Annotated in this window: 21 protein-coding genes and 1 pseudogene; 4 read left to right on the top strand and 18 right to left on the bottom strand. The window is 39.4% G+C overall.

Translation table 11 applies throughout. The features are described from left to right. Nucleotides 1–5 precede the first annotated feature (5 nt). The 3 genes from ACKC4Y_RS05000 to ACKC4Y_RS05010 are packed head-to-tail and all read right to left on the bottom strand — an operon-like array spanning nucleotide 6 to nucleotide 3,641. Nucleotides 6–2,015, bottom strand: a complete 2,010-nt coding sequence (locus tag ACKC4Y_RS05000) for a portal protein (protein WP_409360725.1) — start codon at nucleotides 2,013–2,015, stop codon at nucleotides 6–8. Next, the gene (locus tag ACKC4Y_RS05005; protein WP_409360726.1) at nucleotides 2,000–3,328 is read right to left on the bottom strand and encodes a PBSX family phage terminase large subunit; all 1,329 of its coding nucleotides are present in this window, start codon (nucleotides 3,326–3,328) and stop codon (nucleotides 2,000–2,002) included. The genes ACKC4Y_RS05000 and ACKC4Y_RS05005 overlap by 16 nt, the downstream gene beginning before the upstream one ends. Next, a complete protein-coding gene (locus tag ACKC4Y_RS05010; protein WP_409360727.1) occupies nucleotides 3,309–3,641 on the bottom strand; it encodes a hypothetical protein in 333 nt (110 codons plus the stop codon). Before ACKC4Y_RS05010 ends, ACKC4Y_RS05005 begins: the two co-directional genes overlap by 20 nt. A 212-nt stretch (nucleotides 3,642–3,853) precedes the next feature. Between ACKC4Y_RS05010 and ACKC4Y_RS05015 the strand changes: the two genes are divergently transcribed. Further along, nucleotides 3,854–4,396: a hypothetical protein gene (locus ACKC4Y_RS05015; protein ID WP_409360728.1), complete on the top strand. Its 543-nt coding sequence runs from the start codon at nucleotides 3,854–3,856 to the stop codon at nucleotides 4,394–4,396. Here the strand turns inward: ACKC4Y_RS05015 and ACKC4Y_RS05020 are convergent. The 10 genes from ACKC4Y_RS05020 to ACKC4Y_RS05065 all read right to left on the bottom strand — a co-directional run bounded on the left by ACKC4Y_RS05020 (nucleotide 4,355) and on the right by ACKC4Y_RS05065 (nucleotide 10,423). Continuing rightward, complete coding sequence (locus ACKC4Y_RS05020; RefSeq protein ID WP_409360729.1) at nucleotides 4,355–4,918, bottom strand: hypothetical protein; 564 nt, start codon at nucleotides 4,916–4,918, stop codon at nucleotides 4,355–4,357. The two genes, ACKC4Y_RS05015 and ACKC4Y_RS05020, sit on opposite strands and share 42 nt — an antisense overlap. 9 nt (nucleotides 4,919–4,927) lie before the next feature. After that, nucleotides 4,928–5,437 carry a Panacea domain-containing protein gene (locus ACKC4Y_RS05025; RefSeq protein WP_409360730.1) on the bottom strand — a complete coding sequence of 170 codons (510 nt, stop codon included), beginning with the start codon at nucleotides 5,435–5,437 and terminating at the stop codon, nucleotides 4,928–4,930. Further along, on the bottom strand, nucleotides 5,412–5,666 hold the full coding sequence (locus ACKC4Y_RS05030) for a hypothetical protein (RefSeq protein WP_409360731.1): 255 nt from the start codon (nucleotides 5,664–5,666) through the stop codon (nucleotides 5,412–5,414). The genes ACKC4Y_RS05025 and ACKC4Y_RS05030 overlap by 26 nt, the downstream gene beginning before the upstream one ends. 12 nt (nucleotides 5,667–5,678) lie before the next feature. Continuing rightward, nucleotides 5,679–6,119, bottom strand: coding sequence for a single-stranded DNA-binding protein (gene ssb / locus ACKC4Y_RS05035; protein WP_409360732.1), 441 nt, complete (start codon nucleotides 6,117–6,119; stop codon nucleotides 5,679–5,681). A gap of 319 nt (nucleotides 6,120–6,438) precedes the next feature. Next, entirely contained in the window at nucleotides 6,439–7,221 is a 783-nt protein-coding gene (locus ACKC4Y_RS05040; RefSeq protein ID WP_409362150.1) for a hypothetical protein, read from the bottom strand. 288 nt (nucleotides 7,222–7,509) lie between these two features. Beyond that, nucleotides 7,510–7,953: a hypothetical protein gene (locus ACKC4Y_RS05045; RefSeq protein ID WP_409360733.1), complete on the bottom strand. Its 444-nt coding sequence runs from the start codon at nucleotides 7,951–7,953 to the stop codon at nucleotides 7,510–7,512. A 181-nt stretch (nucleotides 7,954–8,134) separates the two neighbouring features. After that, the gene (locus ACKC4Y_RS05050; protein WP_409360734.1) at nucleotides 8,135–8,581 is read right to left on the bottom strand and encodes a hypothetical protein; all 447 of its coding nucleotides are present in this window, start codon (nucleotides 8,579–8,581) and stop codon (nucleotides 8,135–8,137) included. After that, a complete protein-coding gene (locus tag ACKC4Y_RS05055) occupies nucleotides 8,541–9,605 on the bottom strand; it encodes a DUF1376 domain-containing protein (RefSeq protein ID WP_114648097.1) in 1,065 nt (354 codons plus the stop codon). Before ACKC4Y_RS05055 ends, ACKC4Y_RS05050 begins: the two co-directional genes overlap by 41 nt. Next, nucleotides 9,595–9,960 carry a hypothetical protein gene (locus ACKC4Y_RS05060; protein ID WP_409360735.1) on the bottom strand — a complete coding sequence of 122 codons (366 nt, stop codon included), beginning with the start codon at nucleotides 9,958–9,960 and terminating at the stop codon, nucleotides 9,595–9,597. The genes ACKC4Y_RS05055 and ACKC4Y_RS05060 overlap by 11 nt, the downstream gene beginning before the upstream one ends. Beyond that, nucleotides 9,950–10,423, bottom strand: a complete 474-nt coding sequence (locus ACKC4Y_RS05065; protein ID WP_409360736.1) for a crossover junction endodeoxyribonuclease RuvC — start codon at nucleotides 10,421–10,423, stop codon at nucleotides 9,950–9,952. The genes ACKC4Y_RS05060 and ACKC4Y_RS05065 overlap by 11 nt, the downstream gene beginning before the upstream one ends. Before the next feature lie 75 nt (nucleotides 10,424–10,498). On the opposite strand from ACKC4Y_RS05065, the gene ACKC4Y_RS05070 reads away from it, so the two are divergent. Further along, nucleotides 10,499–11,323 carry a hypothetical protein gene (locus tag ACKC4Y_RS05070; RefSeq protein WP_409360737.1) on the top strand — a complete coding sequence of 275 codons (825 nt, stop codon included), beginning with the start codon at nucleotides 10,499–10,501 and terminating at the stop codon, nucleotides 11,321–11,323. Here the strand turns inward: ACKC4Y_RS05070 and ACKC4Y_RS05075 are convergent. The 5 genes and pseudogenes from ACKC4Y_RS05075 to ACKC4Y_RS05095 all read right to left on the bottom strand — a co-directional run bounded on the left by ACKC4Y_RS05075 (nucleotide 11,297) and on the right by ACKC4Y_RS05095 (nucleotide 13,713). After that, complete coding sequence (locus ACKC4Y_RS05075; protein ID WP_409360738.1) at nucleotides 11,297–11,935, bottom strand: hypothetical protein; 639 nt, start codon at nucleotides 11,933–11,935, stop codon at nucleotides 11,297–11,299. The two genes, ACKC4Y_RS05070 and ACKC4Y_RS05075, sit on opposite strands and share 27 nt — an antisense overlap. Nucleotides 11,936–11,945: 10 nt before the next feature. Beyond that, complete coding sequence (locus tag ACKC4Y_RS05080) at nucleotides 11,946–12,398, bottom strand: hypothetical protein (RefSeq protein WP_409360739.1); 453 nt, start codon at nucleotides 12,396–12,398, stop codon at nucleotides 11,946–11,948. A 147-nt stretch (nucleotides 12,399–12,545) separates the two neighbouring features. Next, nucleotides 12,546–12,872 carry a dATP/dGTP diphosphohydrolase domain-containing protein gene (locus ACKC4Y_RS05085; protein WP_409362151.1) on the bottom strand — a complete coding sequence of 109 codons (327 nt, stop codon included), beginning with the start codon at nucleotides 12,870–12,872 and terminating at the stop codon, nucleotides 12,546–12,548. Nucleotides 12,873–13,142: 270 nt separating this feature from the next. Further along, nucleotides 13,143–13,427: pseudogene (locus ACKC4Y_RS05090) on the bottom strand (hypothetical protein); the annotation flags it as partial. Nucleotides 13,428–13,431: 4 nt separating this feature from the next. Further along, on the bottom strand, nucleotides 13,432–13,713 hold the full coding sequence (locus ACKC4Y_RS05095) for a hypothetical protein (RefSeq protein ID WP_409360740.1): 282 nt from the start codon (nucleotides 13,711–13,713) through the stop codon (nucleotides 13,432–13,434). 112 nt (nucleotides 13,714–13,825) lie between these two features. Here ACKC4Y_RS05095 and ACKC4Y_RS05100 point away from each other — a divergent pair, with 112 nt between their 5' ends. Beyond that, entirely contained in the window at nucleotides 13,826–14,158 is a 333-nt protein-coding gene (locus ACKC4Y_RS05100; RefSeq protein ID WP_208434681.1) for a helix-turn-helix domain-containing protein, read from the top strand. A gap of 221 nt (nucleotides 14,159–14,379) precedes the next feature. Next, nucleotides 14,380–14,799 carry a hypothetical protein gene (locus ACKC4Y_RS05105; protein ID WP_409360741.1) on the top strand — a complete coding sequence of 140 codons (420 nt, stop codon included), beginning with the start codon at nucleotides 14,380–14,382 and terminating at the stop codon, nucleotides 14,797–14,799. Nucleotides 14,800–14,803 lie beyond the last annotated feature (4 nt).

Below are 14,803 nucleotides of genomic sequence, written 5' to 3' on the forward strand. Positions count from 1 at the left end.
CTCTCTCAACTATGCATACCTCTGTGTAATGCTATTCGCTCTCGCATGATCTGATTGTGTGCCTGAGTATTGAGAAGCTTCTGCCGTTCAATCTCATAGCGTTGCTTCATCAGTTCCGCTTCTGTTTTTGCTCTCTCTTGATGTACAAACAGATCAATCTGCTTTTGTTGCAAATCCATCTGATGCATCTGTGCTTTCGTCTCTAAGTCTTGTTGCTTTTCCTGCAACTTCATTTCCTGCTCGGGATCCATCTGCTGTTGTTGTGCCATTTGTTGCTGTTGGAACTTCTCACTGACACGATTAAGCAATGACGCCGGCAATGGAGAATAACGAAGTAGATCAAGCATAATATCCGGCGTAATGGCATTTTGAAGCAATGGGAGCAGCTGTGTGATAATACCGAAGGTGCGCTCTTTCTCATTCGGGCTGGTTGGCGCATCATCAACGACAATATCATACTCAACACTCGTTACTTCTTCACGCGTCAAAGGAATATATTGCGCATTCTCTTCACCAGATATCCGTACCAAACGACCATCGGACAAGTAATTCTGTATAAGGTGCAAAATAATCTTACCTTGCCGCTTGCGATACAAACGTAAACCATCAAACAGACAAGCAAGCAGATTTAAACTGGATTGGCGTCGTTGTGCCTCCAAAATACCAGCTTGTGTCACTTCCCTTGTGCCAATGAACTCAGGTGATAAACCCGTCACCTGATTAATTGCTTCCTTAGCTTCATTAAACAGCTGGAAAAAGCCCGTTGGAAATTCTGCTACGGGTTTGGGTTGGATCTTTCTTTGTGCAAGGGCGCCATCTTCAGCAACCAGCAACGCATCAGCCCGTGCCCAATCTTGCATAGCCTGCCTGATGTCCTTAAACGCCCCTTCCTCGACAATAAGCCCCCCTTTGGATTGGCTATTAAGGATATACATCACTTGACTAAAATATTTATTCGCCCACCGTTGTGGATCTTTTGTAGGACGTACAACCCCATAAAATTGCCGTTCTATCTTGTCAAAATACCCCGTTATACACTCCCAACCCAATTGACCAGCTGGAACCAAAGGTTGATCGGGGCATAGCAAAACCTTCCTGCCTAAAAAAGCGCGCTTAACAACCTTCTTATTAAAAGCCGCCCCTTGAATATCCGGCATCATACATTGAAGCTGTTTAAATTCTTCCTCGCTATAATCACGAAGTTCTCCAGTGCTTAAATCTGGTGCCTTGTAATATCGCTCGCTTTCAAACCAACGGCATTCAACAAGCGTGACCATCCGACGACCGTTTTCAACATCAATGCCCTTCTCATCACTGTAATAATCAAGATCATTATGGTGAGCACCTTCATGAGAGCTCCCATCACGAGCCCAATCTGCACTCAATTCACTCCAATGGGCTTTGGGAAACATCTGCTTGGCTACTTCCAAAGGCTTGCGGTCTACATACCACAAACGTTGCGCATCGGTTAAGTTCGGTTGCACCGCTGCACTGTCCCAAACCATCTTTAACGGATCTAAACGCGTAATAACCGGTTCACCATCAAAGCTGTTTTCATAATCAAGCCGCGTATCTGTCCAGCCCATACCGCAAATGACAGCATCCTGAAAGGCATCACTATCAGCGTATTCTGCATGCGCCGTATCTCTAAACCATTCCGCTGCACCGGTAAGCAATTCACTAGGCAATGCCTTACCTACTTGACGTGGAATAAACTGCACTTCGCGCTTGTTATTACGCTCTGACCCCACAACGGCATTGACCAATGGGGCAATACGATTAAAGGTCATAACGGGGCGGCGTTGCTTTTTTAACGCCGATAAATCTTCTTCATTCCATTGATCACCATTGTAAAAACCAAAATCCTCCCGTGCATGTTCACGCCATTTGTTCACATGCTCCACATCTTCTTTGTACCAGCTCACAAGCTTACGAAACAAACCTTCATGAGAGAGATCAGATACGTTGCTGTCTTTCTCTAAATGTTCATCATCATGCATCATTCTGCCATCCATGAGGTACTCTCATATTCCGTTCTGCCGCTATAAGCTGGTCGCTTTTGTATTTCTTTTGGTGGTTTGTATGAAATACACATCAGTCCAAAGGCATCTGCCCCATGACTGGACCAATCGTGCTCTGCTCCCAAGCCAATATTGCGCTTCTCATCCCATTTCTCGTGATACCAGTTCAGTGCCTTACGTCCTGCTACCGTCGTCTTCTCATTAAACCAAACAGAAGGCAAAACACGGCGGACTGTTTCTATACGTATCTTAACAGCCCCTGCTCCCTGATTAGGGATAACTTTTGTTTGAAAGCCTGCCTGTTTAAGAGCGCTCTCAAAACTCACATTGTGCACACGATCTCTGGTCGCACCGTCATGGGGGAGAACCATCAATGCCTTCTCATAGCCATTTTGACGCAACCAACCGATATGCTCCGATAATGGTTGTCCCTGCGCTTCGTAATAATCGAGCACTCTAATTTCTCGTCCAACAAATTGCGCTATCCATATCGCCGTTGCATCTGCCTTGGCTCCTGTTCCCCCAATGTCCCAAAAGGCGCGTATTTGCATCAAGGGGTCGCGCGCAACACGTCCTATTCTCCCCTCTTGCTCAGCTGCCAACATCTCTTTCTGATAGTAAGCACCTTGAACCGCGGTAAGATAAGCCCCCTCCCAAATATGCTTATAGGTCTCTGGTCGATTGTTAAGATCATCCAACCGCGCTTCATTCAAGATCTTTGGAAACTTCGGATTATCTGACCAATTGATCTCCACACGCTTAATTGCCTCATTGTCTGAAAAGCGAAACCGCTTCTCAACGGGGGCATTTTCTCGCAACGGGTTCCATGTGACCCATAACTCTGCCCGCCATCCCTCTCCTTCTTCACGTAAAGTCGGTATAAGCGTCTGCCAAGCTGTCTCTGTAACGGGCTCTGCTTCATCAACCCAACAAAGCAAAATACGCCCCATAGACTTGATACTGGCAATATTGCGGTCAAGACCAGAAAACTGAAAGGCTATACGACCATCAATCGACTTAATCGACGACTCTCCAACCTTGTAATAGTCCTTTAAAAAGTCATGTGCTTCAATGGCGCGTTTAATCTCCTCCAATGAACTTTCTGCCAAAGAATTTTGAAACTGCCGTGCACAAAGGATAGTGCCTGATATTCCTCCCATGCCAAATTGATAGCCTTTTAAAGCAGCCATCAAGGCAAATGATCTTGTCTTCCCAGACCCTCTCCCTCCCCAAGCCGCTCGTACCAAAGCCTTACCTGTAAATATCGGTATAAGCTTTGGAACAATATTAATTTGTCTTGTCGTCATTCACTAAAGGCGCGATTTCTACACGCGTTATCATCTTAATGGCTCCGCCATCTTCCCCTGTCACTTGCAAAGGCAACACCTTACCAAGCAATGCCAAATAAGCAGCGGGGCATTCCATAGCTTGTTTTTCCAAATAAGAGATCAAACCATCCTTGCCAATTTTATTCCCAGCATTCTCAGCAGCCTTAACCACTGCTTCTTTCAAAATGCGCGTCATCTTATTCGGAACGCCTTTGACACGCCCTTGCCCTGCCTTTGGGGGTATACGCTTTTTAATGGGTTGTGGAGCCTGCTCTGTATTTTCTGATGTCATAAAATACGCCCTCCAGATAATAAAAAACCCCGCATTTGCGGGGATTTTCGACTGTACATTTCCCTCTCTAGACACAATACGCCTAAGTACAGCAATGTCATTAAATACGATTTGCTACACTTTGTCAACATAAAAATAACACATATTGATATATTCAAAGGGAATCGGTTAAGCAGTGTTCTAAACAGTGGATCGTCAAAAAAGAGAAGATAATGATTATAGAAAATTTATGCTTTATTGGAGTTTTGATAGCATTGTTTTTATTAATGCTATTCAATGCAATACATGCCATTAAAAAAGCAGGAAAAAAAGGGAAAGAAATAGTTGCATACTGCACTGTACTATTTTTACCAACGTTTGTTCCATGGATTCCTACACTTATAATATTTAATTCTAACCTTATAGGAAATGATCTACAAGAAAAAGTGGCTGCTCTATTGCTAGCTATATCTGCCGTGAGTTTTATCATGTCATGTATAATGATAAAAACAATACGTGAAGATGGTCTACAAGATAACATTAAAGACATAGCTTTAATAACTTGTGGAATACCACTTCTAATTTGTGGTTTCATTGGTGGTATAATTGCACTTTTTATGTGGAATATAACAATAGGGATAATAATTTTAGGGTTATTAGTTTTAATCGGTATAGGTATAAAAGAAAGTTTGAGAGTGATTTTGGGAATAATTGGAGCAATATTGGGGTTAATACTAACGATAGCGTTGATCAAGTTTATTTGGAAAATTGTCTAATGAAAAGTACTTATAAAGCACATTAAGAGTAACGCGTAATGAATTCACAAGATGTGGTAACATTTGATCTTCTATCACGAGGTACTGTAGCGCAGCATGAAGATTATACTGTCTATAGAGGCATTGTGCTTCTTTTAGTGCCTCTTGCGTGTTTATAAACTGCTCTGTTGCAAATGCTACCCATTTATCTCTTGCCTTATCATCTGAAGATGACGGCATTTCGTCATAAATCGCATTAGGCAAGCCTTTTGCACAAAGGTAATCGTTTCTTATCTGTAGATATTGCTGGGCGGCGTCATATTGCTCTTGTGTAAGCACGCCTTGTAAACAAAGCCGCCCTATGTAAGTACTAGAGAGCGGATTTTTTGCCTCTTGTAGCGTTAAACCAAAGCGTTTTGCACGTATCTCTATTGCCAATTTATCAACAGATTCACGTGGTGCTTTTGCACGTGTTATACGACCATTTGGCTCTCTTACCTGCCCTGCTATTTTAGGGCGTCCCCTCTTTTTGTTTTTTTTCACTTATGCCCTCTATGCTATTTTCCTTGCTTTTTGTGAACATCTGTTAATTTTTTTTGTGAAGTATTTTCTGATGTCATGGTCTTTTAACTTCACACCAAACCGCCCATTATATACTTTCTCCCATGGCGTTCTGTCCTTATGATCTTCATTACATAGGTGAAAAGCTGAAAAATTTTTATATGCATTCCAAACAATCTCTAATAATTTAAAGGTATATTCATCAGTTGAATTTTTATGAATTTTAGGGATAAAAATCTCTCCTGTCTCTAAATCCACCATACGCGAATAACAATCGATAAAACGCCTGCCCCAATCTTTAAATTCATGATAAAGAGCCGGAATCACGGGACCATACGGCCACGCTTCTATACTATCGGGAAAGAGACGCTTACCTGTAGCTGCTAACATCCATCCATACGCAAGATACACCAGTTTTATGAGCTTCATAGGAGAAATTGGGATATCCTCCTCATGTCCCTTTTCAAGAAAGAAATTAGCAATTTGTTGAACTTGGTACATTATTCAAACTAAATAACCATACGGATAAAGAGAGACCTATAATTATGGTTAGTATGCTTTCCTTTATTTTCTTCTCAAGAAGCAAAATAAAGAATACAGCCAATGCCACCGCAATTACAATGGCTATAGCAAACTCAAAAATAGTCACAGGGACATCATTATGATTTAATAACAACATCTGATTTTGCATCATAATATTATGATATATAAGCCATTCTCCTAATTTCATTCTCACATCACCTCAAAAAGGAATCCCATCATTTAAAGCGTTTGTAGGCGTATCAAGAGGTCTATGAAAGCTTCTGTCATAAGGTGATGATTGCTTTTGATCATCATCATTTTTGCCATCTAAAAGCTTTAACTCGCCTTTGTATTTAGGTAAAATGACCTCTGTTACATACCGATCAATACCGTTTTTATCTTGCCATTTACGGGTTTGGAGCTGCCCTTCAATATAGACTTTGCTTCCTTTATGGAGATATTGGAGTACTATTTTTGCCAAATGTGGATTAAAAACCACAATGGAATGCCATTCGGTTTTGTCTACTTTCTTATTGGTTGCCTTATCTGTATAGCTTTCGGAGGTTGCTATACGAAAATTGACCACCTCGGTGCCAGAGTTCATTGTTTTGCTTTCTGGATCAGCACCTAAATAGCCAATTAACATCACTTTATTTAGCATTTGCTTTCTGTCCTTTAATGGAAAATAGTACTTAGAACAAAACGAACTCACAACTGATGGTGGTATAACACATTATGATGTGTAATCACAAACGAAATTTATTATAACACACTGAATCTAAAGAATGAATCCCATTTTTATTTTACTTAACAGCTTGCATTTTGATACGTTTTGTGCAATAAAGAGATGTTCTCTTATATTCTGATTGGTTATTTTAATCGTTTATTTGGATCGCTAGTTGTTTTGATTTAAAAAGCCGTATCAATTCATTTTGACGCGGCTTTTTTGCTACAAAGCCGCCCCCCGCGCCGTTATTTATTTACGCTGCTTTATTTATATCCTGATCATCACCCCAGACATCTTCAGAAAATTTCTTATTTTCTTTAAGCACAGCATTGCCATAAATCGTTGTAAATTGGCAAATTTGTGCCTTGCCACTCACATGAGCATTATCGTGAATTTTTGCACAGGGACCAACACGCGCCGAGCCAGAAACCTTGGCATTGTCATAAATATTGCTACCATCATAAACTATAGCTTTATCAAAAACATGAGCATTGCCATAAGCTTTTGACCACGCAGCAAGGCGTGATTTACCGTAGACATGGGCATCATTAAACACAAGCCCACTCACATGAGCATTTTCATATACACGGGCATTATCGTAAATAAGAGCCCCCTCAGTAATAACGGCATTATCACTCACAACGGCATTGCCAAAAACATAGCCACCAATTTTTGCATTTCCATTAATGACTGCATTGTCATAAACATGTGCCTTATCACTCAAAACCCATGCCTTATCACTAATCACAGCATTACCATAAACCTTAGCATAATTCACAACACAAGCATTATTGCGTATTTTGGCATTTTCGGAAACGCTTGCTTGGATAACCATAGCATCATCATAAACCCAGCAATTGCCTTTATGAGACAGATCACTCTCATCTTTAATAAAGCCGCCCAATTGACCAGCTTTAACATCATCAAAATCTCTTAAAGCACGAATGCGATAAAGAGTTTGATTATTAAACACACGCGTTTCATTAGTAAGTTCATATTTTGGAGAAGTTTCTTGATTTTTAACTGTAGCATCCATGCTAGTAATCCTTATCGTAAAAAAGGTTTCTATTGACAGCCCATAAGGGCGTCGGGCGCTAGAAACACGGCGATAAGTCCGCTGTATGCTTTCCCCTAAAAGGGTATTGTATGGCATAACCACACCCGACAAAACCGTTATATGCTAGTGATAGCATAAAAGAAAGTCAGTATTTAAAATGGGAAAAACCTTATCGTGGTTTATCCGCTTATCGCTAAGTGTTTCTACACACTTGATGCCCTTCTAAACGAACTTTTCTTTAAAGTCAATACGTATTTTTTATTTTTTTCACTTTTTTTCATTTTGATACTTACCTAATTGAATATCAAGTGCTTTTGCTATCTCGCTATCCATATCATAAGCTTGTGAAGAACACTTCTCACCTTCGTTGGTAGCTTCACAAATCAACGTCCCCTCACCTTTCCTTTGTATCGTTTTATTCACCTCATCTATCAACGCCTCATAACTCAATAAGCTTTTCGGCATATCACCACCATAAATCCAAGCTTTCACTCGAGCCTTGGTACTGTAATCAACTTTGTCAGGTATCTCATGATACTGTCCACCATCAAACTTTTCATACTCTCTTGTACCGTCTTCATATTCGTAGAGATTGTAAAAATACTCTGCCACTCCTAATCCCCATGGGGCATGTCCCACTGCTGTTGCAACAAACTCTTTTTGCATTGGCTGTTTACGTTTTTTTAAGAACAGGTCTTTTAATATTCCCATGCTTTTAGTCCATAATTTTACCAATTGGTCTATTTGCCTCAAATTTGACCGTACAGAGCTGTTTTAATATCCAATGTGGATTTTATCATAAAATCTTTAAATCGCTCTGTACGGTGCCTTTCTGTCAATTTAAACGCATGTCTATTCTCAAAATCATCAGCAAACTTCACTACTTTGCTGTTTATCCTTCAATGCCCTTTAAAACCTCTTCAAGACTTCTATGAGGCTTTTCAATGCGTTCTGATGGCATTGGTGCCTTTTGATGTGTTCCTTTTTCAGGCTTTTCAAGGTTCTTTAGAAGACGGTTTGCACGAAAGCGAATATCGCTTTCAAGCTTTTCACAATAACGATAAAAATCTGCTGTTGAGGGCATAAAGGTTGCATTCAAGCCCTCGGCTTTGCCTTTCAAAGCGTTCTTTGTTGCCGTTTGCAATACCCAACTGCTCACACCTTCAAGAGCGTAAAGATACGCAAGCGCTGTCGCTTTTTCATCTGATCCCATGGGGCTCTTAAGTCCATTTGAAAGGACAAGATACGTTGTTTGAATTTCTTCTTCAGTCGCTTTCTTTTCAAGCTTTTGCAACGCATCATGGACTAATGAGGTAATTCTCTCCGCTTCTGCAATCAATGGTTTTTGCCCCGTTTTCCAATGGAATGGTGGTTCGGTTGTCATCCTCGAATAAAAATTTGTACACACTATCTGAATTTTTGATATTGGACATGTGCTGTGCAACGCGATAACTCCATCCACGCTGCTGTTCTGTTGTTTCAGTGCTTGGCTTTCCATAGTTTTTTCCTTTCTGTAAATCTTCAATTGCCTTGCGTACCCAGTTGCGCCACGTTGCTTGCCAATCACGCTTACTAGCGTCCTTACCTGCCTTGGCATTCCAATAATCTCTAAATTTTGCGATTTCGACTTTCACACGCTCTGGAGGCAAGCCCTCTCTAATCGCAAAATCGCAATCGGGTTCAAAATCCGCAGGCAATCGACAGCCTCTATCGGTTTTAACCCGCTTGGCTTTCTTAGGAACGCTTTCTTGCTCGTGAATGATTGGTTGGTTGGTTTCTAACGTTTCGATTTGTTCTGATTGGCTGTCAACAGCAGCAACCTCAGTTGGCTCTTGAACCAAATTAGTTGTTTCTAAACTTTCAGAACCAATTTCTTTTTTTGCTAAAACGATAGTTTTAGTTTTTTTATATATATTGTTATTGTTAATGTTAATGGCATCATTTAGCATTGCATATGCATTACTTATGCATTGCTCATGCATTGCACGTGCATCATCATTACTTTTATCTTTGTTTTTATCCCATCTAGCTTTTGCTGCTTTTGAAGCCTTTTCCGAAGCTTTATCTAAATTCTCATTAGAGTTATTGAGTTCTTCTTCAACATCTAAATTCCATAAGCGACCATCTGCTAAACGAATGAGATATCCTTCTTCAAGCAAAACATTCAGTGCCGCTTCAAACTTCTTCACTGAATAACCAGTGTAATGAGATAAAACTTTAATATTATAAAAAAGAGGTTCACCAGTACGCAACATACGTAACCGTAATCGCATATAGATATTGCCCTCTACAGCAGGCAAATAATCAACAACTATTGCCCACTTGTCTGCAAAAAGCCTCGTCCATGGCAACTTAGTTGACATGTATTGCCTCCCCTTTGTGCTTATGCCACCTTGCTATCGCTGCTTTCGAAGCTCTCTCTGAAAATTTATTATCATCATATTCAAAGGCTGTTGATCCATACCATAAGCTGCCATTCTCTAATTGTGTGATATGACCCGTGCTTATTAAAGCTTTTAATGCCTTTTGAAATGTTCTTACTGAACAACCCCACCAACCTGATAAATAAGACACATTATTTATAAGAGGCGCTTTCTTGTCTTTCATAAGCAACACTAATGTTGTGTAAACACCTTTCTCTGTTGCTTGCAAACCCATAAGCTCTTTTAAAAACTGATTGGAATAAAATCTTACGCAAGGAACTCTACTAATAGACATGAATGTCCTCCCTTTCTTTAACTAAATATAAAATTGCTAAAGCATCTGCTTCATTGTCATCTTTCGGATTGTGCCCTTTTGCACGCACCGCCTTAATCATCTCTTCTTTCGACGCATTCCCCTTGCCTGTCGTCGCTTTCTTAATCGTACTTACTGGTATCCCCTCATACGGTATCTGATGCTGTTCACACCACGCCGTTAACGTTGCTAACAAACCACCGTAAACATGCGCTGCATCTGTACCAACATGCCGACGCACCTCTTCAAAATACACCACGTCAATTTGACCTGCTGTCTGCTTTATTTCTGATAGCCATTGTTTAAAGCGCAAGTAACGCATTCCACCGCCTTCAAAACGGCGCGATTGAAAATTCACGGTACCACTGAACATGTCACCACTTGCACCACGTATCGCCCACCCCGTTTTGGTACCTAGATCAAAACAAAGAATCGTGTTAATCACAGCGCCACTCCATACAAAATGTGTTTTATTAGGTTGTTTTTTTCCGAAAATGAAAGAAAGAACGGTGTGTAAAATATGCAAGCAGTTTTAAATTGGATAGAACAGCATCCTGTATTATTTTCAGCGTTTTCTGTATTATTTTCAGCACTTTCTTCGGTTGGTGCTTTATTATCAGCAATTTTTGCTTTTCGTTCTATTAAACAGACATTGAAATTAAGAAAGGAAGACAAAATAGAAGCTGAAAAATTAAGAAAAGAAGATCTAGAAAAGTTTAAAGCTGAATTAGCTAATGCCATGAACATAGCTAAATCAACTAAACAACAAGCACAAGCGCTAGAAAAGCTTACCAACGTTCTAGAAAAACAGACAGAAATTTTAGAGCAAAGAAAACTTAATGTTTTGTCACAATATATGCGAACATATAAAGATCCCGATAGTGACGTATTTTTATTCATCGATATAGCTTTATTCATTGCAAATCCTACAAAACAACCAATTACAATCAATTCGATTAGTATAAATAAAGACAGCCTTTTTAGATTTATTCATGCAACATATAGTATATCCTATCCTTTTCCTCCTTATAAAAAGGTACACACCATCTCCCCCAAAAATTTCAAACTTCTCTGTTTAAAAAAACCTAAAGTAGAACCTAAAATATATGATACTCTTAATGTATTTAGCCTTGATGTTTCCAGCTCGCTATACTTGGTTCTTACTATCGCACCTATAAATAATAATACACCATCTAGACTAACATTCACTTTAGAACACACTGCCGTAGATCCTCAAAATCCACCAGAAAAAGTGAATTTTCCCGTCCGCGATATTCAATACTTTGAACCAGAACCAGAGCTCTTACAGCTGTTACGTTCAAAGAATAATGGTTTTCCAATTTGAACAATAACGCTGTTGTTCCTCAATACTTTTTTCAGCCAACTCAGCCCATGTCAGTGGCTTTGGCCTCACAAGATGAAATAATAAATATTGCGATCTATCCCATTTATTAACTTCTTCAATTGTAACGGTTTTTTTTGCCATAAACCATGTATGGACATCGTTAATAATTTGAATTGCTTCATTCTTTCTCTGTTCATCCATCATCAATTGTTGCAATATCTTTCGTGCTCCATCATCATCTTTTTCATCACTATATTCATTTATAATTGGAGCTTTGTTTACAAACTCTCTTACAAGCGCACGAACATCTTCAGGCTCTTGAAGATTGTCATTAATATTTTCATATTCAGTCAAATATTCTTGCTCTTTAGATTTCTTCTGTTCAGATTCCAACAAACGTTCTTGCACTTCTTTTTGTAATTTTTGTAAATGTTGTATTTTCTCTTCATTTTCTGCTAGCTGTCCTTCCATCAACGCTTTTTGTGACGCTATTAACTCATTTTTTTCAGCTAGCTCTTTTCTAAGCCTTCGCACTCTTTTAGAAGAGTCATGAACAGCATAAAACGAAATCACATTCGCAATTAAGGAAATAACAATTGCTACTAAACTCATCTTTCTCTCCTCACTTACCCTTCTTCTTACTCTTCTTATTCTTATGAGCCGGCGCTTTTACTGCTTCATCACGCGGCTTAAGCTTTTGTGTTAGTCTTTGAATTTCCGCATCACGTGATTGCACATCTGCTTCGAGTGCCTCTATCGTTTCACTTTTCCGTTTAAACTCTTCTCGGTACGCGTCTATCTTTTGCTTAAGTTCTTCAATTTCCGCATCACGTGATTGAACATCTGCTTCGAGTGTCATTACAACTTCACTTACATTTCTGAACGCCTTTTCATGCTCTTCAGTCTGTTGCTTAAATTTTTTTATTAGCTTGTCACGTTCTTTAATTTCCTCGTCACGCTCTTTAATCTCTTGCTTCAGTGCTTCAATTAGCTTGTCACGTTCTTCAAGATCCGCATCACATTCATCAATTGTCTGCTTGCTTTCCTTTGAATACCTAAACTCATTCTCTCTCATTTCTTTCTTAAGATTATTAACCTGCTCTTTAAAGTGCTTTAACTTGATCGCGATAATGCAATGCAATACGAAACATCACTCCGCTTAAGAGCAAAACTGAAACCACTGCTATCCATAAAATCTCATTCGAACTCATCTTTATCTCCTTTAATTTTTATGATGGCGGTCATCATGACCAATCTGTTGTGCTTCGCATTCCATTAAAAAAAGAATGCAACAAGCCGCATGTGCCAAGTGTGACAAATCACTCTCAGCATCCTTACTCTCTCCACCAAACCATTCTAATAAATGACGTAAAGCAGCACCGTGAAACCTGCTCCAGTGCATGCCATTACGCCAATTGTTTGCTCCGTACTTCTTTGCCCCAAACTCTAAAACTTTACCGATTTCAATCAGTGCCAACGGCGGGATAAGCTCTATACGAGGCTTACCATTATCATTCTTATGCGCTTCGTTTGTGCTATGTGAACGCATATAAACTCTGTCGTCATCGCAAAATTCTTCAGTGCCACAAACATCTGCATTGCCATAAATCGCGGCGTCACCATATACCTTCACTGCATTAGAAACTCTTGCCATGTCAAAAACACGAGCATCTTCCAAAACACAAGCACCGCCAAAAACCCGTGCATCGCCAGAAACCTCAGCACCACCATAAACCCAAGCATTGTCATAAACTTCGGCATTGTCATAAACCTCAGCACTGCCAAAAACCTTGGCATCACCATAAACCTTGGCATCACCACAAACCTTGGCATATTCATAGACCCTAGCATTGCCATAAACACGGGCATTGATAAAAACCAAGGCATCATCATAAACCTTGGCATTGTCATAAACCTTAGCATTGCCCCAAACCCAACAATTACCATCATGGGATAGGTTGCCTTCACTCTCTACAAAACCACCTAAGTCACCTTTCTTGACGTTTCCAAAGTCTCTCAGTGCACGGATGCGGTGAAGTGTTTTTCCACCAATTTCGATTGTCTCATCCGTGAATTCATATTTCTTTTCTACAGCCATCATCATCTCCTTAAGAGCGCAAAGTCTCACCCGCGCTATCAACGCCGGAACTTTTGCAAATTTTCGTAATTGGGGGATGTTGCTCTTGCATTAATCTCTGCAAGCGCTCGGGATAAAAAAAATCTTCTGGACGCAAGTCTATCCCATGCTCGCGTGCATAGTTTAATAATTTTTGTTGGTGCTTTGCTGGTATAAAACCACGCCATCTAGAAACAGATGACACATCCCTTTGCACTATGGCTGCTACAGTTTTGAAACCGCCTAAATATTTTATAATTAATCTCGAAGCCATATGTAATCTCCATAACAGCGCAATAAATAATTGCACTTTTTACATATGTCAACAAAAAATGCACTTTTATCATTTTTGCATTTTACGTATTTTTAGGGATAATATTTAGATTATGAGTAGCAATATTGAAAAAAGTATCCAACAATGGCTAGAAAAGAAATTAAACGAGCGCGGACACGGTGCTCAAATAGAATTAGCCGCTCATTTGGGAATCCATCAATCCACTATAAGTAGAATGATTAATCCTTACAAAAATGGAAAATCAAGAAGCATAAGTATTGGGGAACTAGTTAAAATAGCAGAGTTTTTTAATGAACCCCCCCCAAATTTTTTCAATGATGTTGATCAAGAATTTATGAATTTTTATCGTGATCTTTCTGAAGAAAACAAGAGAGATGTGATTTTGTATATTGAGTTTTTAAGGCAATCAAAAAATAAGAAATAGTTTCCTTTTCTTTCTGAGAAAACCCTTTTAGAAGATTATAATCTTGTTCCGCTATTTGCATATTGTATCTCCATAAATTGTGGATAGTGCATTTTTTAAAAAAACATAGCTAACATAAATATGCACTTTTTACATTTTTATGTTGACACTTGCACTTTTTACATATATTCACTCCATATCTTAGAAATTAACCGTTGCCAATAGGGCTTATGGAGGCAATTGTGAAGAAACCAGTGTTTATAAATTCTGATGAAATTCTCTTAGTGATGTGCAGTGATGAGAGAGAAAGCATTGTAAAATCTGGACCTTTCTACGAAGAAAAAGACATTATAAACTTTATTGACGAAGCCGATAATGCTGTCCAAATTTTTCGCATTGAACCAGAAACTAACCGGTGTGAAGACATCTCTGAAGATATTGCTGAGTTCTACCTTAAAGAACATGAACAAAAATGTTTTGAAGGAAAAATACCTCACGAATTTATTGAGCGCAGCGCTGCGTATGGTCATTTTTTAGATGATATAAAACAGCGCGAATATGACGATGAAATGTACGGGACATATGAACAGCAGCACCGTTTAACTCTTTCGGATGTCATTCCAAACTACCCTCACTATACACACTACAGAGGACGTTTTTAAGAGC

Source organism: Bartonella heixiaziensis, from assembly GCF_046245125.2.
GTDB lineage: Bacteria > Pseudomonadota > Alphaproteobacteria > Rhizobiales > Rhizobiaceae > Bartonella > Bartonella heixiaziensis.